This window comes from Lederbergia galactosidilytica (genome assembly GCF_017873565.1).
GTDB lineage: Bacteria > Bacillota > Bacilli > Bacillales > Bacillaceae_C > Lederbergia > Lederbergia galactosidilytica.
Window position 1 is genome coordinate 136,943 of sequence record NZ_JAGGKH010000002.1, and the last position, 24,963, is coordinate 161,905.

The 24,963-nt window shown below is 37.2% G+C and carries 22 protein-coding genes; all 22 read right to left on the reverse strand.

All coding sequences use genetic code 11. The features are described from left to right. Positions 1 to 30: 30 nt before the first annotated feature. The 22 genes from J2Z23_RS02545 to nusA all read right to left on the reverse strand — a co-directional run bounded on the left by J2Z23_RS02545 (position 31) and on the right by nusA (position 24,948). Entirely contained in the window at positions 31 to 2,361 is a 2,331-nt protein-coding gene (locus J2Z23_RS02545) for an FtsK/SpoIIIE family DNA translocase (protein WP_209973158.1), read from the reverse strand. Positions 2,362 to 2,565: 204 nt separating this feature from the next. Next, positions 2,566 to 2,781: a YlzJ-like family protein gene (locus tag J2Z23_RS02550; protein ID WP_057989298.1), complete on the reverse strand. Its 216-nt coding sequence runs from the start codon at positions 2,779 to 2,781 to the stop codon at positions 2,566 to 2,568. Continuing rightward, positions 2,778 to 3,533 (reverse strand): ClpP family protease, encoded by a 756-nt coding sequence (locus J2Z23_RS02555; protein WP_064467929.1) that lies wholly within the window; start codon positions 3,531 to 3,533, stop codon positions 2,778 to 2,780. The genes J2Z23_RS02550 and J2Z23_RS02555 overlap by 4 nt, the downstream gene beginning before the upstream one ends. A 262-nt stretch (positions 3,534 to 3,795) precedes the next feature. After that, on the reverse strand, positions 3,796 to 5,466 hold the full coding sequence (locus J2Z23_RS02560) for a ribonuclease J (protein ID WP_057989300.1): 1,671 nt from the start codon (positions 5,464 to 5,466) through the stop codon (positions 3,796 to 3,798). 391 nt (positions 5,467 to 5,857) lie between these two features. Then, positions 5,858 to 6,733 carry a 4-hydroxy-tetrahydrodipicolinate synthase gene (dapA, locus tag J2Z23_RS02565; RefSeq protein WP_209973160.1) on the reverse strand — a complete coding sequence of 292 codons (876 nt, stop codon included), beginning with the start codon at positions 6,731 to 6,733 and terminating at the stop codon, positions 5,858 to 5,860. Positions 6,734 to 6,749: 16 nt separating this feature from the next. Beyond that, entirely contained in the window at positions 6,750 to 7,985 is a 1,236-nt protein-coding gene (gene dapG, locus J2Z23_RS02570; protein ID WP_209973162.1) for an aspartate kinase, read from the reverse strand. A gap of 229 nt (positions 7,986 to 8,214) precedes the next feature. Further along, positions 8,215 to 9,267, reverse strand: coding sequence for an aspartate-semialdehyde dehydrogenase (gene asd, locus J2Z23_RS02575; RefSeq protein WP_057989305.1), 1,053 nt, complete (start codon positions 9,265 to 9,267; stop codon positions 8,215 to 8,217). Positions 9,268 to 9,832: 565 nt separating this feature from the next. Continuing rightward, positions 9,833 to 10,420 (reverse strand): dipicolinate synthase subunit B, encoded by a 588-nt coding sequence (dpaB, locus tag J2Z23_RS02580; protein ID WP_057989306.1) that lies wholly within the window; start codon positions 10,418 to 10,420, stop codon positions 9,833 to 9,835. Further along, positions 10,420 to 11,319, reverse strand: coding sequence for a dipicolinic acid synthetase subunit A (gene dpaA / locus J2Z23_RS02585; protein ID WP_057989308.1), 900 nt, complete (start codon positions 11,317 to 11,319; stop codon positions 10,420 to 10,422). Before dpaA ends, dpaB begins: the two co-directional genes overlap by 1 nt. 152 nt (positions 11,320 to 11,471) lie before the next feature. After that, positions 11,472 to 11,711, reverse strand: coding sequence for a YlmC/YmxH family sporulation protein (locus tag J2Z23_RS02590; RefSeq protein WP_057989310.1), 240 nt, complete (start codon positions 11,709 to 11,711; stop codon positions 11,472 to 11,474). 548 nt (positions 11,712 to 12,259) lie between these two features. Then, complete coding sequence (locus tag J2Z23_RS02595) at positions 12,260 to 13,501, reverse strand: M16 family metallopeptidase (RefSeq protein ID WP_064467930.1); 1,242 nt, start codon at positions 13,499 to 13,501, stop codon at positions 12,260 to 12,262. A gap of 48 nt (positions 13,502 to 13,549) precedes the next feature. Beyond that, positions 13,550 to 14,548: a polysaccharide deacetylase family protein gene (locus tag J2Z23_RS02600; protein WP_174517088.1), complete on the reverse strand. Its 999-nt coding sequence runs from the start codon at positions 14,546 to 14,548 to the stop codon at positions 13,550 to 13,552. Positions 14,549 to 14,799: 251 nt separating this feature from the next. After that, on the reverse strand, positions 14,800 to 16,920 hold the full coding sequence (gene pnp / locus J2Z23_RS02605; RefSeq protein ID WP_057986556.1) for a polyribonucleotide nucleotidyltransferase: 2,121 nt from the start codon (positions 16,918 to 16,920) through the stop codon (positions 14,800 to 14,802). Between the two features lie 632 nt (positions 16,921 to 17,552). After that, positions 17,553 to 17,822: a 30S ribosomal protein S15 gene (rpsO, locus tag J2Z23_RS02610; RefSeq protein WP_057986560.1), complete on the reverse strand. Its 270-nt coding sequence runs from the start codon at positions 17,820 to 17,822 to the stop codon at positions 17,553 to 17,555. 125 nt (positions 17,823 to 17,947) lie between these two features. Further along, positions 17,948 to 18,895, reverse strand: coding sequence for a bifunctional riboflavin kinase/FAD synthetase (gene ribF / locus J2Z23_RS02615; RefSeq protein ID WP_057986562.1), 948 nt, complete (start codon positions 18,893 to 18,895; stop codon positions 17,948 to 17,950). Positions 18,896 to 18,915: 20 nt separating this feature from the next. Beyond that, positions 18,916 to 19,830: a tRNA pseudouridine(55) synthase TruB gene (gene truB / locus J2Z23_RS02620; RefSeq protein WP_064467960.1), complete on the reverse strand. Its 915-nt coding sequence runs from the start codon at positions 19,828 to 19,830 to the stop codon at positions 18,916 to 18,918. Positions 19,831 to 19,954: 124 nt separating this feature from the next. Next, a complete protein-coding gene (gene rbfA / locus J2Z23_RS02625; RefSeq protein ID WP_057986564.1) occupies positions 19,955 to 20,296 on the reverse strand; it encodes a 30S ribosome-binding factor RbfA in 342 nt (113 codons plus the stop codon). Positions 20,297 to 20,625: 329 nt separating this feature from the next. Continuing rightward, on the reverse strand, positions 20,626 to 20,904 hold the full coding sequence (locus J2Z23_RS02630) for a DUF503 domain-containing protein (protein WP_057986567.1): 279 nt from the start codon (positions 20,902 to 20,904) through the stop codon (positions 20,626 to 20,628). Beyond that, positions 20,901 to 23,210 (reverse strand): translation initiation factor IF-2, encoded by a 2,310-nt coding sequence (gene infB / locus J2Z23_RS02635; protein WP_057986569.1) that lies wholly within the window; start codon positions 23,208 to 23,210, stop codon positions 20,901 to 20,903. Before infB ends, J2Z23_RS02630 begins: the two co-directional genes overlap by 4 nt. Before the next feature lie 15 nt (positions 23,211 to 23,225). Beyond that, positions 23,226 to 23,534, reverse strand: coding sequence for a YlxQ family RNA-binding protein (locus J2Z23_RS02640; protein ID WP_057986571.1), 309 nt, complete (start codon positions 23,532 to 23,534; stop codon positions 23,226 to 23,228). Continuing rightward, positions 23,531 to 23,806: an RNase P modulator RnpM gene (rnpM, locus tag J2Z23_RS02645; RefSeq protein ID WP_057986573.1), complete on the reverse strand. Its 276-nt coding sequence runs from the start codon at positions 23,804 to 23,806 to the stop codon at positions 23,531 to 23,533. The genes J2Z23_RS02640 and rnpM overlap by 4 nt, the downstream gene beginning before the upstream one ends. A gap of 14 nt (positions 23,807 to 23,820) precedes the next feature. Beyond that, on the reverse strand, positions 23,821 to 24,948 hold the full coding sequence (nusA, locus tag J2Z23_RS02650) for a transcription termination factor NusA (RefSeq protein WP_057986575.1): 1,128 nt from the start codon (positions 24,946 to 24,948) through the stop codon (positions 23,821 to 23,823). Positions 24,949 to 24,963 lie beyond the last annotated feature (15 nt).

Consider the following 24,963-nt stretch of genomic DNA (forward strand, 5'->3'; position numbering starts at 1 on the left):
TCAGGATTCTTTTTAATGCTTTCCACTTTTCTAGGAGGAATGTTCTTCCATCCCTTTAGGGATTAGCACTGTTCTTGGTTTACTTCCTTCATAAGGACCCACAATTCCGCGCATTTCCATTTCATCTATCAATCTCGCCGCCCTCGTATATCCGATTCTAAATCGACGCTGCAACATGGAGACTGAGGCTGTTTGCATTTCTGATATTAATTGCACTGCTTCATCATAAAGTTCATCGGCTACCTCTTCGACGACCTCTGGGATATCATCTGGGATCATTTCTTCTTGATATTGAGCTTTTTGCTGACCAATCACATATTCAACCACTTCTTCTACTTCTTGATCTGACAGAAATGCACCTTGAACCCTAATTGGTTTTGATGCTCCTACCGGCAAGAAAAGCATATCTCCTCGTCCTAATAATTTTTCCGCTCCTCCCGAGTCTAAAATGGTACGAGAGTCTGTTGCTGATGATACAGCAAAGGCAATTCTCGATGGAATATTGGCCTTAATAACTCCTGTTATAACGTCAACCGACGGTCTTTGTGTAGCAATGATCAGGTGAATCCCTGCGGCTCTCGCCATTTGTGCAAGTCGGGTAATGGCATCTTCTACATCATTAGAAGCTACCATCATTAAATCTGCTAATTCATCGACGATTACAACGATGTATGGTAATAATGGTTGCTTCTCATCATTTTCCGCATTCGTTTTTACGATATACTCATTATAACCACTAATATTTCTTGTCCCCGTATGTGAAAATAACTCATAGCGCCTTTCCATTTCATTGACGACTTTCATAAGGGCTTGTGATGCCTTTTTTGGATCAGTTACAACAGGGGCGAGTAAATGAGGAACTCCATTATAAACATTTAACTCAACCATTTTTGGATCAATCATCATCATTTTCACTTCATGGGGTTTTGCCCTCATTAAAATACTCGTAATGATTCCATTGATACAGACACTCTTCCCACTTCCAGTAGCTCCAGCAACAAGCATATGAGGCATTTTATTTAATTCTGCTACCACTGCTTGTCCCGTAATATCACGCCCCAAACCAATTTGAAGTTTCGCTTCTGGTTTGTCATTTTCTTTTGATTCCAATACCTCTCGGAGTGATACGACTGCAACTTCGGAGTTAGGGACCTCAATCCCGATTGCAGATTTTCCTGGAATTGGGGCTTCCATACGAATATCCTTCGCAGCTAGAGCTAAGGCAATATCGTCACTAAGACTGACAATCCGACTCACCTTTACACCAGCTTCCGGATGAACTTCATATTTCGTTACAGCTGGTCCGAGATGAACCTGTGTAACCCTTGCCTTTACACCGAAACTTTGAAATGTTTTTTCCAGCTTTGCTGCATTATCATGGATTAATTGATATTCATTAGTTTGATCAGTTGCCTTTGGTCTACGTAATAATTGGATAGAAGGAAGCTGATAATCTACATTTTCATGCTCTGTAAATGCCATTGGTGGAACTGCCTCATCATCTAGCGATTCATCAGTTTCTTCTTGCGCCTGTTCCTCACTTAGCGGATCCACTTCTTGATAAGCCCGCTCTGTAAAACTTGAAATTATCGGTTCGGGATTACCTGTCAATTCATCATTGGCATTATCCATTAAAATTTCTGTTTGGGGTGTCTCCGTCACATTCACTTGACGCTCTTCTGAAAGCTGGCTTTGTTTTTCTTCTTTCTTCTTCTTCTGTTCCACCCGCCATTCTTTCACATCGATCTTAAATTGTTCCCATTGTTTTTGTATAAAAGCCACTAATTTCTTTCCGATCTTTGCAACTACTTCTCCGATTGATTTTCCAGTAATCAACATAACCCCAATAATCATAAGAAAGAAACTTAAAATTTTTGTTCCTAAAGATCCAAAAATAAAGTATGTAACAGAGGTTAAGATGGCGCCAATCATTCCACCTCCGAATTCTTGAGTAGAAGTATTCCCCTTCACAATTTGAAAAAAATCATGAAAGGTATTAGCAATAACACTAACCCCTTGAATTTTCCCACTTTCAATTTTTAAATCAAAAAATTTAATATGTGATAGTAGTAAAAAACAAGCCAATATAATATACATTCCAAAAAGACGATAACCAATAAAACGCGGTCTTTCTCTCTTAATAATCATATACCCAGCAATACCAATAATTCCTAGCGGCCCGATAATATGCCATTCTCCAAATAAAAAATAAAAAGGATAATTCATCGGGAAAAGCTTGTCACCCGTTACAATAATAATCAAACTTAAAGCTAGTAAAATAATCCCTGTTATTTCGAACTTTAAAATCTCTTGCATCTTTTTTTTCGAGCGTTTGCGGCTTTTACGTTTATTTTTTGCCATACCATCACCTTATCCAATTAATAAATATATGAATGATAAAAAATAGTCTGTTCGTCATTTAAGATTCTCTATTTTTCAATGTGTATATTATACCATATTTGGGTAATCTCCCCTATGATAAACATCTCCTGTTCATATGCAAAACGCTCTGCTATTTATTAGCATGAAAAAACTGTGAGTTTCACGAAACTCACAGTCAGGTGTTTAGTGATCATAAAGAGAAATAAGCGCACCAGGGTACAAATCATTTCTTAAATAATCATCTGGATTACTACTCAGAATACGTACGACTTTATACATTTTTTCATCTTGCTCCACAATTAATGGAATGCCATTTCTTGTAATCATTTGTTGAGTTGTGAACTCTTGTTCCGCACCTTGAAAAATAAGTTCTTGTGGGACAATCGTATGGAGTATCATTGGATCAAATCCTTATCTGGTGAGTTATTCTGCTTTGCTGTAATTAGCTCGCGGAGCTTTTGAATGGCATTGCCAATACCCCCGACTTCGTCAATTAAGCCGCTTTTTACTGCATCTTCCCCTATTACATTTGTGCCAATATCTCTAGTCAGATTCCCTTTGGCAAACATTAAATCTTTGAACACTTCTTCTGAGATATTGGAATGTTTTTTGACGAATTTAACAACTCGTTCTTGCATTTTATCCATATATTCAAATGATTGTGGAACACCGATGACAAGTCCTGTTAAGCGAATTGGATGAATTGTCATCGTGGCACTTTCCGCAATATAGGAGTAATCACACGATACAGCAATGGGAACGCCGATTGAATGACCTCCACCTAACACAATCGAAACAGTCGGCTTCGAAATTGTTGCAATCATTTCTGAAATCGCAAGGCCTGCTTCCACATCTCCACCCACTGTATTTAGAACAACAAGTAACCCTTCGATTTTTGGGTTTTGTTCAATTGCGACTAATTGGGGAATGATGTGTTCATATTTGGTTGTTTTATTTTGAGGTGGTAATTGCATATGTCCCTCGATTTGGCCAATGATCGTTAAACAATGAATATTACTGTCTTGAGATAATTCAGGAACTTTTGTTTGTCCGAGTTGCTGGATTTTCTCAATAATCCCTTCTCCTTTTTCCTCATTTTGACGATTTGGATCTTGCTCAGATTCTGCATTAGCTCTATAGGATTGGCTCATAGTATCCTCCCTTGCTTGAACGAATAGTATCTATAGTATGAACGGAGGATATTTTTTCATACAGGTAGAAAAAACACTCACTATAAAAAAGCCGCTCCTATTTTTTATAGGAGTGGCTTTTGACCTTGTTAATAAATTTATAAAATCGTCCCTATTCATAAGTTTAATATAGGGTTTAATCGTCTTGTTCCAGTGCCAGGCAAATACAAACTTTTGGTTCCTGCTTGCATCAGTTCTTCCTATCAGTGTTTAGCTGTATGTTTTATACCTCCATAATAATCGGAAGGATCATTGGTCGACGTTTCGTTTGCTCATAGAGAAAATGGTTTAAACGATCTCGAATATCTTGCTTAAAGCTTGCCCAGTCAAACGTATTTTCTGCGATAGCCTCTTCCGCTATTCCCCGAACAATTTTGGAAGCTTCATCAAGTAATTTTTCAGACTCACGTACGTACACGAAACCTCGAGAAATAATTTCAGGGCCTGAAGCTATCTTTTTATTTTTCTTATTAATTGTTACCACAACAATGAATATTCCATCCTGTGATAATAGTTTTCGATCTCGTAAAACGATATTGCCGACATCGCCGACACCAATTCCGTCAATCAAAACATTTCCGGATTGAACTCGTTTTCCTGCAGACATTTTCCCATTTTTATATTCGATCACATCGCCTTTTCCTGGGATAAAAATGTGGTCTTTTTGTAAACCGACTTCTTCAGCCAACTTAGCATGAGTGTATAACATCCGATATTCTCCCTGAATAGGGATAAAATATTTAGGTTTCATTAAATTTAACATTAATTTTAAGTCTTCTTGACTCCCATGTCCTGACACATAACCCTTGCGATTCAATGATCCTACTGTCGCTCCTGCTCTGCTCAACATATCAATTGTTTTAAATAAGCTAGTCTCAAATGCCGGAGATGGAGTAGCTGTAATAAGAACTGTATCGTCCTTTTTTACATTAATCTTTTTATGATTTTGTCTTGCCATTTTTTGCAGGGCCTCAATAGGTTCACCCATAACCCCTGTAAAGATAATAGCCACTTCATGATCTTTGTATTTTTCTATATCCTGAATAGGTATAATATTTTCAGGATTTTTCACGGTAATATATCCCATTTTTAATGCGATTTCAAAGCTTTTCTCAATGCTTTTACCCACTACGGCCACTTTTCGATTGTTCTCGAAAGACGCATCAAGGGCCTGTTGAATTCTAATAAAATTTGAAGCAAAACAAGCTACAATGATTCTACCTTTAGCAGCATGGAAAGCATCGGAAATTTCGCGCCCAGTAACAGACTCTGAAATAGCAAAGCCCGGTCGCTCCGCTTCCGTACTATCTGATAATAGACATAAAACACCTGACTCACCAATATTTGCCATTTTCCCCATTTCTGAACGATAATGTTCAGTGGCGGCTTGGTCAAATTTAAAATCCCCTGTATGGACGATTTTTCCTTCAGATGTATGAATACAAACTCCCAGAGAATCAGGTATACTATGAGTTGTGTGAAAGAAAGTTACGTTCACACCATCAAATCGTAAACGAGAACTCGATTTGATTGTATGAAAATAGCCTTCTGTTTTCATGTCTTGCTCTTTCATTTTTTCTTTCGCTAAGGCAATTGTTAATTTTGATCCATAAACAGGTACCTTTAATTTTCGAAAAATATAAGGTAATGCCCCAATTGCGTCTTCATGACCATGCGTTAAAAATATCGCTTTAATTCGTTCTTTCTGTTCAACAAGCCATGTAATATCAGGTATGACAATATCAATACCTAACATTTCATTTTCAGGGAACATGAGACCGGCATCGATAATAAAAATTTCCGAATCAATTTCGATGACATACATATTTTTGCCAATCTCTCCTACTCCCCCCAATGGTATGACTTTGATGACTTCATTTTTTGTTTTTACCAAAATCTTTTCCTCCTACCATTTATTTCCGATCTTCATCAGTAGCTCCATTATACTTTAATGTCCATTACCTGTACAAGCTTATTTACTTTCAAAATAAGAATACTACAAACATATGTACCAACTATGTGTGTGGAAATATGATTCTCCCAATCTAATTTGCTAATTATTTTATTTTCTCGCGATAAACTGAGCCCCCAGTTTAATCAAATATTGGTTTTGTTCTTATTGTGAACCCACGTTATAATTCGTATAATTACCAATTCCAAATACTTTCTTAATTTCTTGAACCATAAAAAAGGACTGTCCCAAAGAGTTTAGCCAAGAGGTCTTTCCTAACCTAAATAAAAAGGCTAAATTCTATTATTGAGACAGTCCCGTGAGTTTTCTGTAACTATCTAATTGCCGATAGTAGTTCATTTAATTTAACTCGTTCATCACCCGTTAAAGGAACGAGTGGAAGACGAACTGAACCTACATCAAATCCAAGTAATTGTAATGCAGTTTTAACCGGAACAGGGCTTGGAGCTGTGAATAATCCCCTCATGATTGGTAAGAGGTCTCGATGAAGTTGACTTGCCCGGGAATTTTCTCCTTGTTCATACAATTGAATCATTTGTTGCATTTCAGAACCAATTACATGACTGGCAACCGAGACAACACCACTACCTCCAATAGACATAACTGGTAAAGTTAAACCATCATCCCCACTGTATAATTGAAAATCTTCTTTAGTTTCCGCAATAATCTGCGCCATTGCATCAAGATTACCGCTAGCTTCTTTCGCCGCAATAATATTATCAATTTTTGCTAACTCAATAATCGTTTCGGGCTCAATATTAACTACCGATCTCCCAGGAATATTATAAATCATAACGGGTAAATTAGTTGATCGGGAGATGGTCGCAAAGTGCTCATATAACCCTTTTTGATTAGTCTTATTATAATAAGGTGCCACAAGCATAGTAGCATCAACACCAATTTCTTCCGCCTTCTTCGTAAGTTCTATAGAGGCATACGTATTATTACTTCCCGTTCCGGCAATGACGGGAACTCTCCCATCCACCGTTTTTACTACATGTTCGAATAAGGCCAATTTTTCTTCAGTAGTCAATGTTGGTGATTCTCCTGTTGTACCAGCAACTAAAAGAGAATCACTTCCATGGTTAATCAAATGCTCAATTAACATAGTTGTTTTTGAAAAATCAATATTTCCTTTGCGATCAAAGGGAGTTACCATCGCTGTTGACACTCGGCCGAAATGAACCATAAAAACACCTCCATCCTTATCGTTCGTATTGAACTTCTTCATTTTGTAGTTCAAACGCATCGTGTAAAGCATTTACCGCATTTACTAAATCATCCCCATTAACAAGTACCCAAATTGTGGTATGACTATCAGCAGATTGAAGTATTTTAATTTCCTTATCAGATAGTGCCGCGACTATCTTAGCTGTAACGCCAGGAACACCAGTAATCCCTGCGCCAACAACAGAGACCTTCGCACAATTCCTTTCCACAGTAGGGGTATATCCAATTTGCTCTAAAGCAGTTACGGCTTTTTGTAATACAGTGGAAGGAACTGTATAAATCACGTTATTAGGAGAAATATTAATAAAGTCTATACTAATACCTTCATTCGCCATTGCTTTAAACACATCGGATTGCAAATTATATTCACCTTTACTTGCTTTTACCTTTATTTGGGAAACATTAGGAACATAAGCGATCCCCGTTACAAGCCGTTCTTTTACATCAAATTTTTCAGCTTGAGCATCTAAAGAAGTTACTAATGTCCCCGGTGAATCTGTATAAGTTGATTTAATTCTAATCGGGATTTTAGCATGCATGGCAATTTCTACAGCCCTAGGGTGAATTACTTTTGCACCCTCATAGGCCATATTTGATACCTCATTATAAGTAACCGATGAAAGGGAACGGGCTTTCTTAACGAGTCTAGGATCAGCAGTCATCATTCCATCGACATCTGTATAAATGTCAATCCATTCAGCATTCAATGCTGCTCCAAGAGCCGCTGCAGATGTATCACTGCCTCCCCTTCCAATTGTTGTTACATCACCATCTTTGGTTGCTCCTTGGAAGCCTGCGACAACAACTACATCCATCGACTCTAATTGTTTTAAAAGCCTTTTACAATTCATCTCATTAATTTTTGCATTCGTGTGATCATTCGTTGTTATAAACCCTGCTTGAGCCCCAGTTAATGCCGTAGCTTTTAGTCCTTTTGCTAATAATTCATTAGTAAAAACGACACTTGAGATCGTTTCGCCACATGAAAGCAATAGATCTTGTTCCCTTTTATTTAAAAGAGTGTTAGACCCTCCCACAAGTGATAACAATGTATCTGTCGCATATGGAGCTCCAGTTCTTCCCATCGCTGAGACAACTACGACTACCTTATATCCTTGCTTAATAGCATTCTGAATATGCTTATGAGCATATTGTCTCGTTTCACTATTTTGAACTGATGTTCCGCCAAATTTTTGGATGATTATTTTCATGATGACACCCCTACATAAGCCTGTTCAAAAAGGAACTAGTTAGTTAAAAAAGTCGACTATGCCGAATTGAATACCTCTTTTACGCCAAATACTTTAGGCAGAGAAACAGATTCAGCAGGAGATAATGACTTATACTCGCCACCGAACATGACAATCCTTATGCGAAGAGTCACTACCTCGTAACGTCTTTTTCACTAAACCTTTTGAACGTTCTTTATAATGAACTTTTCTACTTAGTTACTAAACCTAATTTAATTAGACTTTCAGCAATTTGTATAGTGTTTAATGCTGCACCTTTTAATAAGTTATCTGAAACGATCCACATATGGAAACCAGATTTTTCGTCAAGGTCTTGTCTAACCCTTCCTACAAACACATCATCCTTACCTACAGCTGTTGCGGGCATCGGATAAATTTGCTCCTCAGGTTGGTCCTGAAGTGTAATGCCTGGTGCTTCTGAAAGAACTGCCCATAAATCTTGCACTTTCAGATCTTCTCTATCTAATTCTACATATACTGATTCAGAATGCCCTGTTTCAACAGGTAGACGCACACAAGTAGCAGCTACTTTCAATTCTGGCATTTCCATGATTTTCTTCGTTTCATTGATCATTTTCATTTCTTCAAATGTGAAACCATTATCTGTGAATGTATCAATTTGTGGGATTGCATTAAAAGCAATTTGGTAATGCTTTTCCCCACTCGCAACAGGTAAGACAGCAGGCTTATATTCTTGATTATTTAGAATCGCATTCGTTTCATCATTTAATTCTTGAATCGCTTCAGCACCTGCACCTGAAACAGCTTGATAAGTTGAAACAATTACTTTTTTAAGGCCAAATGCTTTTTGGATTGGTTCAAGTGCTGCAACCATCTGGATCGTTGAACAATTAGGATTAGCAATAATTCCCTTATGTTCCTTAAGCTTATGTTCATTTACTTCTGGAACCACAAGCGGAACTTCCGGATCCATACGAAAAGCACTCGTATTATCAACTACAATCGCACCACGCTGAACAGCTTCAGAAGCAAATTTTTGCGATATACTACCACCTGCACTAAATAAAGCTATATCAACACCTTCAAAAGACTCTGGAACCGCCTCTTGAACTGTTATAGTCTCATCTTTAAATTTCAATTTTGTGCCAGCTGAACGAGCTGAAGACAGCAGGGTTAATTGAGATATAGGAAAATTTCTTTTTTCTAATGTTTGAATGATCTGTTGACCAACTGCCCCGGTTGCCCCCATTACAGCAATATGAAAGCCTTGTTTATTTAACATCTAAATTCCCCTTCCACTCCAACAAACTATAATTATCGTTGTTTTTATTCATTAATAATTAATATATTATCATACTTAAAGCAGCTAACGATAATTTTTTGATAAAAAGCTGTCGAATATTGAATGATTAAATGTTAAAGCCAGGGATTGGCTCCTAAATGAATGACTAGGTCATTCCTATTTTATTTTAGCAAAACCTTAAAGTTTTCGGTTTATCATGTAGATAATATGATGCCTCCCGCCTATACTTCGCTAGTCGTGGGCGAGTATTCATTCTTTTCCGCACCTCCAACCTTGTTTATTAAGCTTGTTGATGGAAAGAAATTTATTATTTACTAAGATGAAGTTTGCGCTCTTTAATATTGCATTTTTCTCGTTATGGCCCTTGCACGAAAAATGCCCGTAGAAGCACTCGCTGTCCAAGAGCGAGCAGCATAACTTCGCGGGCTATAAAAGTCTTAGGTCTAGCCTAGATTATATTTCCTATGCCTTCCGGCTCCATCAACATGATTACTTTATTTAAAAGGACCATTGGACTGTTATTTAGTCCATTCTTAAATTTTTCCTAACGATATTCTTGAACAACAGGTTGTAGTTGTTTCCCTTCAAGTGCCGCCATTACGGTTTCCGGTAACAACTCCATTTTTGATACCATAGAAGTCGGTTTATTTATATGGTCATCTTGACCAAATGGGATAAAATAAATATTTTTAGCCGAGATTAAACGCATTAAGTTAACACCGTTCAGTCCTAATGCATCATTGGTAGAGATACCTAATACAACAGGTCTCCGATTTCTTAAAGTAGCTTTAGCTGCCATTAAAACAGGTGAATCAGTCAAGGCATTGGCAAATTTACTCATTGAATTTCCAGTTAAAGGAGAGATAACCATACAATCTAGCGGTTCTCTTGGCCCTAACGGCTCTGCTGAGACCATGGAGTCAATCACTTTTCTTCCTGTAATTTCTTCTACTTTCTCTACCCAATCGGCTCCATTTCCGAATTTCGTATCGGTATTCTGGACTGTAAAAGTGACAACTGGTACTACTTCGGCACCTAAATCCACCAATTTTTGTATCTGTGGCACAACTTGATCATAAGTACAATGAGATCCTGTGATCCCAAATCCAATTCTTTTATTTTGCAAATCCATTATAAATTCTCCTCTCTCATCTCAAAATCCTCTGATAATAGTTGTGAAAGAATATTAGCTAAAATCTGACCTGCTGTTTTTGGTGCGACGATTCCAGGTAGACTTGGAGCAAGTAAGGCCTTTACTCCGCGTTTTTCTGCATAGCGAAAATCCGTTCCACCGGGTTTAGATGCTAAGTCAATGATTAATGTATTTGTAGGCATTCCCGCAATAATTCCGGCTGTTAGTACTAAATAGGGAATAGTATTTATACAAATATCTAAATCCTTGACCTCTTCTTTTAATGAATCTAAATGAAAGGGTTCTAACCCCATTTCTGTGATTCTAGCTAGGTGAGCAAGATCTCTAGCCCCAACTTTTACCTTTGCTCCTAGCAAAGAAAACGTTCTAGCTACACTCATGCCAACTCTTCCTAACCCTAATACAGCGACTGAAGATTGATGGATCGTTATATCAGTATTTTGAATCGCCATCATAATTGTTCCTTCGACAGTTGGAATGGAGTTATAAATGGCGACATCATCGCGTTTAAATAATTGAACAAGTTCTCGATCCGCTTTCTTTGCTATTTTATCGAGATATGCATTACTAATACCGGAATAAATTTTACAATGGGATGGTGTTTCGCGAAGTGTTTTTTCTGTTAAAATTATTTTTTCATTGGAGAATATTGTATCTACTTCACCTTCAAAGTTTGTGCCTGGCACTGGCAAAACAATGGCATCTATTTTTGAAAAATCAACATCATTGATTTTTTCTTTAACCGCTCCAGAAAAAACCTGTGCCAATTGTTCAAATCCAATTAAATATAATTTTGCATCTAGTTCTGTTAACTTTTTTATAATTTCTAGTTGCCTTGCATCACCACCTAATACAGCGATTTGCATTTCTGTCAACATCAATGGTGTTCACCTTCTTTACGCATCATAAATATCACTGCAAGATTATTGTATGTATGTGCCCTTTTGCTGTGCTTAATTATTAACAAAAAAAGAAGAGGAGGTTTCCTCTTCTGCTAATACTGTATATTGTTCCTCATCATTTAAATATGTTATTTATCTTCCGGTACTTCCAGAATAAGCATATCTGTACCAATTGTGCGAATATAGTGCCAAGGGACCTTTATTTCATTTCCTGCTTTTTTTCCTATCCATTTGCTTGTTGGAATGATTAAGCAATTAATTTCCCCTGTCCGCGCATTAATTTCTAGATCTGTTTGGCCAAGCACCCCTAATCTTTTCGCTTTTCGATAATCTACAATTTCTTTTCCACCAAGTTCACTAAGTCGCATCCATTTTCTCCCCCTCTTTATTTATTAAGGAATTTTATTAAGTAGTGTATTTTAAATTAATGTAAGCTCCCGAAACGGGATTACTTAGCTGCAGCGTTCCAGCAACTAGCAAACTTCGGTTTCTTCCTGTGATATGTCAACAGCGATTTACTATTTTTTGGTTAGTCGGTAAGTCTTCAAGAAGGATGGATCCAGAAAAGAGAACGATACACTCTCTCTTGATCCAAGAATCTTTAGTTGTAAAACATCATTCACCACTATGTGTCTGCTTGTCAGATTAACTTTTTGTCTCAGCTCATCGCGTTTCCAATATCTTTTTGAGAAGCGTAAAAGTTAGTTGCAAATGGTCGCTTACACTTTTAATGCTTCCTTATATCATATATAGTGAACAGCTTTTATTTTTAGAAGCAAAATTCCCTTATCAACTGATAAGGGAATAAAAAGACAAGCTCAAGGAATATTCCTTGCTGGCGGCTCAATATAATTTTATCGTTTCAAGGTAATAAAATGCCCCGCGTTAGTTATTCGTTACCTGCTGTCAATCCAATCTAATAAATAGCTTTTGACATTGATTGAGAATGTGGACTGATTAGCGCAGAGGTAAAATCATCTGTAAATATTTCGCTCGTTAATTGATAAACAGAGTCTACTGTCACTCGATCTATATCACTGATAATTTCATCTAATGAGCGATGTTTTTTTAATAATAACTCATTTTTACCGATTCTACCCATTCTGCTATTTGTACTTTCTAAACTAAGCATTAAGTTTCCTTTTAACTGTTCCTTACTATTTTTTAATTCTTTTTGTGAAATACCGTTATTTTTGAACTGAGCTAAAGTAGAGAATATAGTATCTTGGAGTTCATCTAATTGGTGGGCAGCTGTTCCTCCATAAATGACTAATGTCCCCGTATCTTTATAAGAAGAATGATAAGAGAAAACTGAATAGGCTAATCCTCGTTCTTCTCGAACTTCTTGAAACAAACGAGAAGACATACCTCCACCAAAAATAATATTCATCACAATCAAATCATAAATCTTTTCTGAACCGATCGGTAATCCTTCAAACCCTAAACAAAGATGGGCTTGCTCAGTCTTTTTTTGTTTTGCCACTTGTTCTGAATAAAATATTGGCTTCTCATTTGAAATTTTGTTTTTTCCTCTTTCAAACGATCCAAAATGATTTTCAATTTGATAAATAAAATTGTCGTCTATATTACCTGCTACAGAAATAACAATATTATCCGGCGTATACATATCATGGATATATTGATGTAACATATCACTTGTAAATGTATCTAATGTTTCTTCCGTTCCTAAAATCGGAAATCCTAATGGATGATTATGATAAGCAGCTTTACTTAACATATCGTGAACAATATCATCAGGAGTATCTTCATACATTTTTATCTCTTCTAAAACTACATTTTTTTCTTTTTTTAATTCTTGTTCATTAAAAGTAGAATAAAAAAACATATCAGCTAGAACGTCAAGCGCATATGTTGCGTGGTTGTCTAACACCTTTGCGTAAATACATGTATACTCTTTAGCAGTAAAAGCATTCACCTGTCCTCCAATGGAGTCAAAGGATTCCGCGATTTCCTTTGCCGTTCTTGTGTTTGTACCTTTGAAGAACATATGTTCTAAAAAGTGTGATATCCCATTATTTTTTTCATCCTCATCACGGGAGCCTACACCAATCCAAATACCAATTGTAACAGACCGCACTGTAGGAATTGATTCAAGTACTACTCTTACTCCATTTTGGCATGTATGTTTTTTCATCATTTACAATTCCTCCTATTCTAGGTGCAAAAAACGTAGCAGTTAACAGAATTAACGATCTTCAGTTTCATCCTGCTTTAAGCCTTGCTTCCCATCTAATCTAATTATTCTTTCTTCATCCATCAGTTTTGTTACAGTGCCAATTTTTAAATTTTGCGCATTGATTTCCGTAATCAATGTATCTAATGATTTGGCGGTAGATTCTGTTGGGTGCATAAGAATCATAGCGCCGGGGTGAATATTTGACATAACTCTTTGGATTAAGGCTTGGGGCGAGGGTTTTCTCCAATCTATCGTATCAACCGTCCACATAACCGTTTTTAATCCTTGAGCATGAGCTATTTCTACTGTTTCATTACGGTAGGCCCCACTTGGTGGACCAAACCATGTCGGTGTGATATTAGTGGTTGCTTCAATAATATCGTTTGTTTTTATTAATTCTTGTTTCACTTGTTCATTACTAATATTCGCCATATTAGGATGACTATAAGAATGATTCCCAATTTCATGGCCACTGTCAGCAATCATTTTAGCCAACTCGGGATTTTCTTTAACCCAGCGACCTTCTAAAAAAAATGTTGCATAGATCTTATGCTCTCTTAAAGTTGCAAGGATAGAAGGAATATATTCATTGCCCCAAGCTACATTAATTAGAAAGCTAACCATAGGTTTATCAGGATGCCCACGATAAATAGGTGCAGGTGGTAAATCCGCTAAATGAATTTTCGGTTTATCCTGAATAAAGACTAACTTACGCTCATCAAACATTTTATTCTTTTTCATTTTTTGATAAGAAGCTTTTTCATCGACTTGAATACCATTATATCCAGGCATCGCTTTCCATACTCGATCAATTTTTGCATCTTGGGACTCTGTTCGATAATGTTCAGCAGCTTCTTTAATTTGGTTATATAATTCATCTTGCCCGTTGCTTACTGGTACATACCCGTTTTTTAATTGTCCTAAATACTGATTTGTATATGGATTAAATATGGCAGATATTGATAGAATAGCAATCAGTGTAAAGGCTATCAAGTTTTTTGCACTCAATCAGTTCTACCTCCTTCATCATAAAATATGAAAAAGGCGGACAAGTTAGAACTAAAGAACAAAGCGCAAGCATCTTGAGCAGCTTCCAATAAGCAAATGTTCCTGACAGGAAAGGGTGCTTTTTTTCCTTCACCTTCTATGTTTTGCTCTTTAAGACCCTACCACTTTATAAAGTAGGCGAAAGACCTCTATCTCAGAGATAAGTATGTAATATTGTAGAAGCATTAAAAAAACGGGGAAATCCCCCCGTTTTATTCATCCGTTTTCTGAGCTTCTTTTTGGTCTTTTAAAACGACTTTTCTAGATGCATTTACCCGTCCATGATTATCAATTTCAATTACTTTTACAAGAATCTCATCTCCAAGGGAAACTACATCCTCCACCTTATTAACTCTTTGTTCGTCCAGTTGTGAAATATGAACAAGTGCATCTTTACCTGGGAATAATTCAACAAAGGCACCGAATTTTTCAATACGCTTTACTTTTCCTAAATACATTTGTCCTACTTCCACTTCACGGACCAGGTCTTCAATAATTTTCTTAGCTTGGGCATTCATGGCTTGATCAGCTGATGAGATAAACACTCTACCATCTTGCTCAATATCAATCTTCACACCCGTTTCTTCAATAATTTTATTAATTTGTTTACCACTTGGCCCAATAACATCTCTAATTTTATCAGGGTTAATATGCATTGTTAAAATCTTAGGGGCATATTCTGATAATTGTTCATTTGGTGATGAAATTGTAGATAACATGGAATTAAGAATGTGCATCCGGCCATCTTTTGCCTGTTGTAATGCTTCTTCAAGAATTTCTCGAGAAAGTCCATCAATTTTGATATCCATTTGAAGAGCTGTAACACCTTTCTCTGTACCAGCAACTTTAAAGTCCATATCTCCAAGATGGTCTTCCATTCCCTGTATATCGGTTAAAATCGTGTAATGCTCGCCTGATTTTACAAGTCCCATTGCAATCCCTGCAACAGGCGCTTTAATTGGAACACCTGCGGCCATCATCGCTAATGTACTTGCACAAATACTAGCCTGTGATGTAGAACCGTTTGATTCTAGCACTTCAGAAACAAGTCGTATCGTGTACGGAAAATCTGTTTCATTCGGAATGACTGGTTCTAAAGCTCGCTCCCCTAAAGCTCCATGACCAATTTCTCGTCGGCCAGGACCGCGGACAGGGCCTGTTTCGCCTACACTGAAATGTGGAAAATTATAATGATGCATAAAGCGTTTCGATTCTTCAATCCCTAATCCATCTAAAATCTGTACATCGCCTAAAGCTCCTAATGTACAAATGCTTAGAGCTTGTGTTTGTCCACGGGTAAATAAGCCGGAACCATGGGTTCTAGGTAATAAATTGATCTCTGAAGACAATGGGCGAATTTCATGAGGATTGCGCCCATCTGGACGAATTTTCTCCACTGTAATCAGTCTACGGACTTCTTCTTTCACAAGATCATCTAAAACCCGCTTCACCTGTTTAATCGTCTCTTCATCAATATTTTCTTTTTCTTCATAAGCAGAAACAACTTGATTTTTTACGTTTTGAATGGCTTCTTCACGTGCATGTTTTTCTTCCACTTGAATCGCTTCAACAAGAGATTGTTCACACATTTTGCGAACTTCTGCCTCTATTTCAGAATCTACTTCATATAAAGAAATTTCTCTTTTTGCTTTTCCAACTTTACTTACAATTTCTTCTTGAAACTGAATTAATTTTTTAATTTCTTCATGACCAAACATGATCGCTTCAAGCATTGTTTCTTCAGGTACTTCCAGAGCACCCGCTTCCACCATATTAATAGCATCCATCGTACCAGCTACACTTAAATTGATATCGCTTTTTTCCATTTGCTCTACTGTTGGATTCACAATAAACTGTCCGTCAATTCGACCAACTACTACCCCTGCGATCGGTCCTTCAAACGGAATATCAGAAATACAAAGAGCAAGTGATGAGCCAAACATAGCTGCCATTTCTGATGAACAGTCTTGGTCCACACTCATAACAATATTCACGATTTGCACTTCATTCCGGAATCCATCTGCAAATAAAGGACGAATCGGCCGATCGATTAATCTACTTGCAAGAATTGCTTTTTCACTTGGTCTTCCTTCTCGCTTAATAAATCCACCAGGAATTTTCCCAACTGCATATAATCTTTCTTCATAATTAACAGTTAACGGAAAAAAATCAACAGCTTTCGCTTCCTTAGAAGCAGTTGCAGTACTTAAAACCGCTGTATCACCGTAACGAATTAAAGCGGCACCACTAGCCTGCTTAGCTAATTGGCCAATTTCAACAGTTAAAGTTCGGCCAGCCCAGTCCATACTAAAAATTTCTTTCTTCTGTTCCATGCAATATTTTCCTCTCTTTCAAATTGCGATTTCATCGCCTAGTATTATTTTGATCAAATGTAGAAAATAAGTGAATGTAACTTGTTGGAATCTGGATAGCTTGCTGAACCACTGAACATTAGACATAAATATGAAAAATCGAATGCCAATTCCCCAAGAATTTTTATGTATATACCTGTGTGAATCAATTTCATAATAGAGATTTTAGCATTCAAATCCGAACAACGTTGATTTACGCTTCAGGTGGACGCTTTCCGGGGGGCGTGCGGTGAGCTTCCTCGTCACTATGCTCCTGTGGGATCTCACCTGTCACGCTAATCCCCCCAGGAGACGGCACCTTCCGCTCCAATCAACTAAGTTAAGGATATACATTGACTAACAATTCAATCCCCGTTAACAATAACGTTCGTGTATTGATCATCAATAAACAATGATGAGATTGACTCATGTATGTAAAAATTCTAATTTTTAAACATATCCTTATCCGGATTGTCCTTCATATTCATGTCCAATGTTCAGTTCTGCCATGCTTTGCATGACAGTCCTTCAATATTGCCTCAGTCAGCATATCGCAGAGTTCACATAACTAGCTAACAAAAAAGCGGGAAAACTCCCGCTTTTTTGTTTCATTATTATCTACGTAATCCAAGTCTAGTAATAAGTTCACGATAGCGCTGCACATCTTTATTACGAAGATAAGTTAAAAGATTGCGGCGTCGGCCAACCATTTTCATCAATCCGCGTCTTGAGTGATGATCCTTTTTGTGTACGCGAAGATGATCGTTCAATTTGTTAATTTCTTCTGTCAAAACAGCAATTTGAACTTCTGGAGAACCAGTATCAGTATCATGAATTTTAAAGTCATTGATGATTTCATTTTTACGTTCTTGAGAAATCGCCATCGTTTTCACCTCCTAATTTTTGCAAATCCCCCATTACCGAGCAATCGTTGGTGAGTCGAATTGCCAAGCAAAGGTTCTTAGTACTGTATTAGAATACATCTTTATAACCAAAAAATCAAGTTTCTTTATTCCATGGAAGAAAAATATTCTTTTGCTTCCTCTGTATCTTTTTTAATCTCAGAAATTAACTGGTCAATTCCATCAAACTTTTTTTCATCCCTAATTTTTTTATGCCATTCAACTGTTACAAATTCCCCGTAAATGTCTTGATTAAAATTAAGCAAATAAACTTCTATTGATAATTGTTTTTCTTCTGGGTCATGAAATGTCGGATTATACCCCACACTGCACACACCTTGGTTCCATTTCCCATTAACTAATACTTTTACAATATATATACCTGTGTGCGGCAACAAATAGGTTAGATCAGTGCTAATATTCGCAGTAGGAAAACCAAGTTCTCTTCCTCGCTTTTTTCCGTGAATAACAGTACCTTTTGTTATAAAGCAACGACCCAATAATTGATTAGCATTCTCTATATCTCCATCTTTAATAAACTGACGAATAGAGGTTGAGCTAATCTTCTCTTGGTCGTTTTCTAATTTTGGCACGACAGTGACATCAAAATAACCTTCTGAATGAATCGGTAAAGTGTCCATATTGCCTTTTCCAAATTTTCCATATGTAAAATCAAACCCAGCAACAGCATGTTTTACATTTAAATGAACCAAATAATTTTCAACAAATTCCTCTGGTAATAATTGAGAAAATTCTTTCGTAAAATGAACGATAAATAGATAGTCTACATTTAAATTTTCCATTAATTGAATCTTATCTTGTAATGGTGTGATGTATTGAACCTCTTGTTGTGCTTTCCCAAGCACAACAGATGGGTGTGGATCAAAGGTCATAACTGCAGATTTTTGATTATTATGAGAAGCAATTTCTTTTGCTTGATTGATTACTTTTTGATGTCCTAAATGGACCCCATCAAAAAAACCTAGAGCCATAACCAATGGTGGAAAATCACTATTAGAATAAGAATGCGAATAATCAAGCTGGATTACTTTCAAGATTTTTCCTTCTTTCTATGTCAAAGTTTTACGTTACGAATGACCTTAACAGGTTTGATAAAATTCGGTTTATTAGGATGTATATCATAAACAGCATAGGCTAAATCATGATAAGCCATTACGACTGGACCTTGAGACCAATTTTCCGGTATTGGCAGTACAGCGCCATTGATCACTTGCTCCAGTAATGATTCATCCATTTCAATTATTGGTAAATTAAATAATCCTTCTTCTAAAGGTAAAAGAAAATCGGCAATAGAACGATTCTCCTTGGTCCTTTGTTCAAGCTCTTCCAAGGTTACACATTGATTGCGTGTGAAGGCAGCAGAAGCTGTTCTCGTTAAAGAAGACATATGCGCAGGGTATCCTAGTTTCTCCCCAATCATAACAGCAAGTGTACGAATGTAAGTTCCTTTGCTACAATGAACTCGAAAGGAAAAGCTTACCTCATCTTCCTTCCATTCTATTTTATCATCCAGCAAATATAATTCATAAATATGTACCTGCCTTTTCGGCCTTTCAACATGTATCCCTGCCCTAGCATACTCATATAATTTTTTGCCATTCACTTTAACTGCTGAATACATTGGGGGAATTTGTTCAATTGTACCTGTTAATTCTTGTAAAACATGCTGAATTTTCGTTTTTGAAATAGGGCTTTCCACTTTTTTTATCTCTACAGTTTCTCCTTCAGCATCTTCTGTTGTGGTTGATCTACCAATCGTTACTTTCCCTTCATACACTTTACCAGCATTTGTTATATATTCAGCAATTTTAGTTCCTTTCCCTAAACAAATAGGTAGGACACCATCTACCTCAGGGTCTAATGTTCCTGTATGACCAACTTTCTTCATTCTTAATAATTTCCTTATTTTAAAAACACAATCATGAGAAGTCAACCCTTTAGGTTTCCATAATGGGATAATTCCGTCCAATTTATTCACTCCCTTTTTTCCACACAAAAATAGACTGCCTCCAAAATGAATTTAGACTGTTCTATTGCAATAGCAATTTCTAGAAGAGCCCTACATTTCATGAGACAGCCATTAGCAAAAGCTGTTATTCATCTTTCAATTCTTTAAGTATGGATTCAATTCTGTTTCCATAGCTAATAGATTCATCAAATTCAAAGTCGATTTCCGGAGTTTTACGAAGGCGGATTCTCTTTCCTATTTCCGACCTTATAAACCCCTTAGCTTTTGATAGGCCTTTAAGGGTATCTTCCATTTGATTTTCATTTCCTAAAACGGAAATGAAAATTGTAGCTTGTTGTAGATCACCCGTTACCTGTACATCGGTTACGGTTACGAATCCCACCCGAGGGTCTTTAAGTTTTCTACCAATGATATCGCCGAGTTCTTTTTTCATTTGCTCTCCAACTCGATTGGCACGAACGTTCATTTTTAACACCTCGCCTTATACTAACATGTCCAAAATAAGAAAAGCGCAAGGCGCCCACCAAAAAGATAAACGGCTATGGCACACCGTTCCTGGCTCGCGACAAGCAATAATTCACTGACGTTTTAATTGGCACAGCTCTAATAGTAAATACAGCGACTAATAAAGATGCCGTCCTGGCGTCACGTCAATGGATCCGCTTCTGTAGCCTCTCACCGCTGGCGCCCAGAACAGTTATACTTTAAAAATAACAATGTCGGCTAGCTAGCCTTTTCTAAAGAAAGGAAAAGCTAACCAACTAGTTATTTGGCACTTTTACTACTTTTAGCAAGTTAGAGCCATTCATATTTTGTATCAATTCTTTCCCACTCAGGAAAAGAGTCTAGAAATTTTATTGCACGTTCTATTTCACGCTCAGCAATTTGTCTTGATGAAGATACAGTAACTAGAGAGATGCTTGATAATTGCCAAACATCCTGTTGTCCAGTTTCTGCTACAGATATATTAAATTTCTGTCGTAACCTTGTTAGAGTTCGTTGCAAAACAGCTCTCTTTTCTTTTAAGGAGTGTGCATCATGAATTCTAAATTCCAGTTCGACAAAACCGATCAAGCTCGTTCAATTTCCTTCATAACGAATGCTTCAATAACATCTTCTTCTTTAAGATCATTGAAGTTTTTAATTGTAATTCCACATTCATATCCTTGATTAACTTCTTTCACATCATCTTTGAAGCGTTTCAAATCATCAATTTCTCCTTCATAGATGACAATGCCATTCCTAATGATGCGCACACCACTATCACGAGTGATTTTTCCATCTGTCACATAAGAACCTGCAATTGTACCAATTTTAGATACTTTGAAAGTTTGGCGGACCTCTGCTTGCCCGATGACTTCTTCCTTAAATTCAGGGTCCAACATCCCTTTCATTGCTGATTCAATTTCTTCAATGGCTTTATATATCACTCTGTGCAAACGTACATCTACTTTCTCAGAATCAGCAGCACGTTTAGCATTTACATCTGGACGGACATTAAAGCCGATTACAATAGCATTTGACGCGGCGGCAAGGGTAATATCTGATTCATTAATAGCCCCAACAGCTGTATGAATAATTTTAACGTTGACACCTTCGACATCTATTTGTCTAAGGGCAGCAGCTAAAGCTTCAACAGTCCCTTGAACATCTGCCTTCACAATGACGTTCAAATCCTTCATTTCACCTTGCTTCATTTGCTCAAATAGTGTATCTAGACTTACCCGAGAACTTTCGCCCCTAGAAGCAAGTAGAGCTTGTTGAGCTCTAGTTTCCCCAATTTGGCGTGCTGTTTTTTCATCCGCAAATACAACGAAGCGGTCTCCAGCTTGTGGAACATCGTTTAGACCTGTAATTTCGACTGGCGTTGAAGGTGATGCTGTTTTCACTCTTCTACCTATATCATTTACCATGGCGCGGACTCGGCCAAAAGTATTGCCGGCAACTATAGGATCCCCAACATTTAAGGTTCCATTCTGAACTAGAAGTGTAGCTACAGATCCCCTACCTTTATCTAGTTGAGCTTCAATTACTGTCCCCATTGCATTGCGTGTCGGATTAGCCTTTAATTCCTCAACTTCACTTACTAACAGAATCATTTCTAGTAAATTGTCTATTCCTTCACCCTTTAAGGCAGAAATTGGAACAAAGATCGTATCGCCACCCCAATCTTCTGGGACAAGGCCATGTTCTGTTAGTTCTTGCATAACCCGGTCTGGATTAGCCGTTGGCTTATCCATTTTGTTCACAGCCACAATGATTGGTACTTCTGCTGCTTTTGCATGGTTGATTGCCTCGACAGTTTGCGGCATAACCCCATCATCTGCTGCAACAACAAGAATCGTAATATCAGTAATTTTTGCTCCTCTTGCTCTCATTGTCGTGAACGCGGCATGCCCAGGTGTATCAAGGAAAGTAATCTTTTTACCATTTTCCTCAATTTGGTAAGCACCGATATGCTGAGTAATCCCCCCAGCTTCTCCTGCTGTCACTTTTGTATGACGTAAAGAGTCTAACAAGGTTGTTTTCCCGTGGTCAACATGCCCCATGATGGTAACAACAGCTGGTCGCTCCTGCAATTCAGCATTTTCGTCCTCAGTAAAATAGACTTCTAGATCTGTTGTATCCACTAGGATTTCTTCTTCCACTTCTACGCCATACTCACTACAAATTAATTCAATAGCATCCCGATCCAATTCTTGATTGATCGTAGCCATAACACCGAGTAAAAAGAGTTTCTTTATAATCTCAGATGGCTCTCTATGCAACTTTTTAGCTAATTCACCAACAGATAAAGACTCCGTGAAAACAATTTTTTCCGGTAACTCTTTTTGTTTCTTTGGAGCTGATTGAGGTGATGGCGTATTTGTTCTATTTCTATGGTTATTTCTGTTCTGGTTACCTTTTTTATTTTTGTTAAAACCTTTATTCCCACCGTGTGAAGCTGTTTGAGATCCTTTATTATTCATATGTGGTTTACTTTGCTCCATTTTTTGTTTTTTATCTGTCTGTTGTTGAACAGAAGACTGCTTAACAGACTGGTTTGATCTATTTTGCTGATCATTTCCCTTTGTTTGTGATTTTTTCGCATCATTTTTCTGAAAAGGTGGTCTTTGTTGACCATGATGATGGCGATTTTTCTGATTTGATTGTGATGGCTTATGTTGTTCATTCTTTCTTGGGAAACTCTTTTTCTCATTTGACTTATCCGTAGATTTTTCGTTTTTCTGATAAGTAGCATCAAGTCGACTAATTGTTTGAGAATCAATCATCGACATATGATTTCCTACTTCAATATTCATTTCTTTTAATTTATTAATAATTTCTTTACTTGTTTTGTTTTGCTTTTTTGCATATTCATAAACTCGTACCTTACTCATCGGTTCACCCCCGTTTTAATCATCGAGCATTGAAATAAGTTTCTTTGCGAAACCTTCTTCCAGGACAGCCACAACCACTCTTTCATCCTTTCCTATAGAGTGGCCGAGTTTTTCTCTGGATTCTACAAAGCGGAAAGGAACATGGTAAAAAGTACATTTATCCTGTATTTTTTTAGAAGTATTCATTGATGCATCTTTGGAAATTAAAATTAATTTTGCCTTTTGCGCCTTAATTTCCTTTAACACCAATTCTTCCCCTGAAATTATTTTTCTAGCTCGATTTGCCAAACCAAGCAGGTTCATCCAAGGGTCCTGCTTTCTCATTTTGACTCATCTTTCTGAACTAAGGTAAGTAATTCATCATAAAGAGAATCCTCTACTTTAGCATTCAATTGATTAGCAAATACATTACTCTTTTTTGCGCTTAATATTGCTTCTTCACTTAAAGAAACATACGCTCCCCTTCCAGGTTTTTTACCTGTAGGATCAATCGAAACTTCCCCTTCTTTAGAGCGGACAATTCGCATCATTTCTTTTTTAGGTTTCATTTCACCCGTTGCTAGGCATTTTCTCAATGGCACTTTTTTGCGAGCCATTTTTTCTCCCCCCCCTATTCGATCTCATCCTCGGTTAAATCGAATGTTACCTCTGAGGTATCTTCTTCTTCAAAAAACAGATCATTATTTAAAGGATATATTCCGGCTTCACGGGCATCTGTTTCACTTTTAATATCAATTTTCCAACCTGTAAGCTTTGCAGCAAGTCTTGCGTTTTGGCCCCTTTTACCAATTGCAAGAGAAAGCTGATAGTCTGGTACAATTACTGTTGTTGCCTTGTCTTCTTCGTCTATTATAACTTCTAAAACTTTAGATGGACTTAGAGCATTAGCAACAAACACTTTCGGATCAGCTGACCATTCAACTATATCGATTTTTTCGCCTTTGAGTTCATCTACAATTGCCTGAACTCTGGATCCTTTGGGTCCAACACAAGAACCTACAGGATCTACTTCGGGATAATCAGTACTTACCGAAATTTTCGAACGGTCTCCGGCTTCACGCGCAACAGATCGCAATTCTACCGTTCCATCATAAATCTCTGGAACTTCGATTTCAAAAAGTCTTTTCAATAGACCTGGATGGGTTCGGGAAACATAGATTTGCGGACCTTTTGTTGTTTTCTCTACTTTAGTAATGTATACCTTAATGCGGTCATGCGGCTTATACACTTCATTCGGCATTTGTTCACTTTGTGGTAAAATCGCCTCGATTTTACCAAGACTGACATAGATGAACTTGGAATCATAGCGTTGAACAATCCCTGTCATAATATCATCTTCACGGTCAATAAATTCAGAATAAATAATCCCACGTTCTGCTTCACGAACTCGTTGAGTAACTACTTGTTTAGCTGTTTGAGCAGCAATACGACCAAAATCCTTCGGTGTTACTTCCAACTCAACAATATCTTCAATTTCATATGCAGGGTTTATTTTCTTCGCTTCATCGATAGAAATTTCTAGTCTTGAATCAAAAACCTCTTCAACTACATCTTTTCTTGCGAAAACCCGCATCGTTCCCGTTCCTAAATTTAGATCAACACGAACATTTTGCGCTTGATTGAAATTTCTTTTATATGCTGATACGAGCGCAGCTTCAATTGCTTCTATTAAGACTTCTCTGCTGATTCCCTTTTCCTTTTCTAAAATAATGAGAGCATCCAATAACTCTGAACTCATTAAATGTCATCCCCT

Bases quoted from the DNA above. Each gene is read 5' to 3' on its own strand.
- J2Z23_RS02545 (WP_209973158.1), bottom strand. From the start codon at position 2,361: ATGGCAAAAAATAAACGTAAAAGCCGCAAACGCTCGAAAAAAAAGATG.
- J2Z23_RS02550 (WP_057989298.1), bottom strand. From the start codon at position 2,781: ATGATACTCCATACGATTGTCCCACAAGAACTTATTTTTCAAGGTGCG.
- J2Z23_RS02555 (WP_064467929.1), bottom strand. From the start codon at position 3,533: ATGAGCCAATCCTATAGAGCTAATGCAGAATCTGAGCAAGATCCAAAT.
- dapA (WP_209973160.1), bottom strand. From the start codon at position 6,733: ATGGTTCATTTCGGCCGAGTGTCAACAGCGATGGTAACTCCCTTTGAT.
- dapG (WP_209973162.1), bottom strand. From the start codon at position 7,985: ATGAAAATAATCATCCAAAAATTTGGCGGAACATCAGTTCAAAATAGT.
- asd (WP_057989305.1), bottom strand. From the start codon at position 9,267: ATGTTAAATAAACAAGGCTTTCATATTGCTGTAATGGGGGCAACCGGG.
- dpaB (WP_057989306.1), bottom strand. From the start codon at position 10,420: ATGGATTTGCAAAATAAAAGAATTGGATTTGGGATCACAGGATCTCAT.
- dpaA (WP_057989308.1), bottom strand. From the start codon at position 11,319: ATGTTGACAGAAATGCAAATCGCTGTATTAGGTGGTGATGCAAGGCAA.
- J2Z23_RS02590 (WP_057989310.1), bottom strand. From the start codon at position 11,711: ATGCGACTTAGTGAACTTGGTGGAAAAGAAATTGTAGATTATCGAAAA.
- J2Z23_RS02595 (WP_064467930.1), bottom strand. From the start codon at position 13,501: ATGATGAAAAAACATACATGCCAAAATGGAGTAAGAGTAGTACTTGAA.
- pnp (WP_057986556.1), bottom strand. From the start codon at position 16,920: ATGGAACAGAAGAAAGAAATTTTTAGTATGGACTGGGCTGGCCGAACT.
- rpsO (WP_057986560.1), bottom strand. From the start codon at position 17,822: ATGGCGATTTCTCAAGAACGTAAAAATGAAATCATCAATGACTTTAAA.
- rbfA (WP_057986564.1), bottom strand. From the start codon at position 20,296: ATGAACGTTCGTGCCAATCGAGTTGGAGAGCAAATGAAAAAAGAACTC.
- infB (WP_057986569.1), bottom strand. From the start codon at position 23,210: ATGAGTAAGGTACGAGTTTATGAATATGCAAAAAAGCAAAACAAAACA.
- J2Z23_RS02640 (WP_057986571.1), bottom strand. From the start codon at position 23,534: ATGAGAAAGCAGGACCCTTGGATGAACCTGCTTGGTTTGGCAAATCGA.
- rnpM (WP_057986573.1), bottom strand. From the start codon at position 23,806: ATGGCTCGCAAAAAAGTGCCATTGAGAAAATGCCTAGCAACGGGTGAA.
- nusA (WP_057986575.1), bottom strand. From the start codon at position 24,948: ATGAGTTCAGAGTTATTGGATGCTCTCATTATTTTAGAAAAGGAAAAG.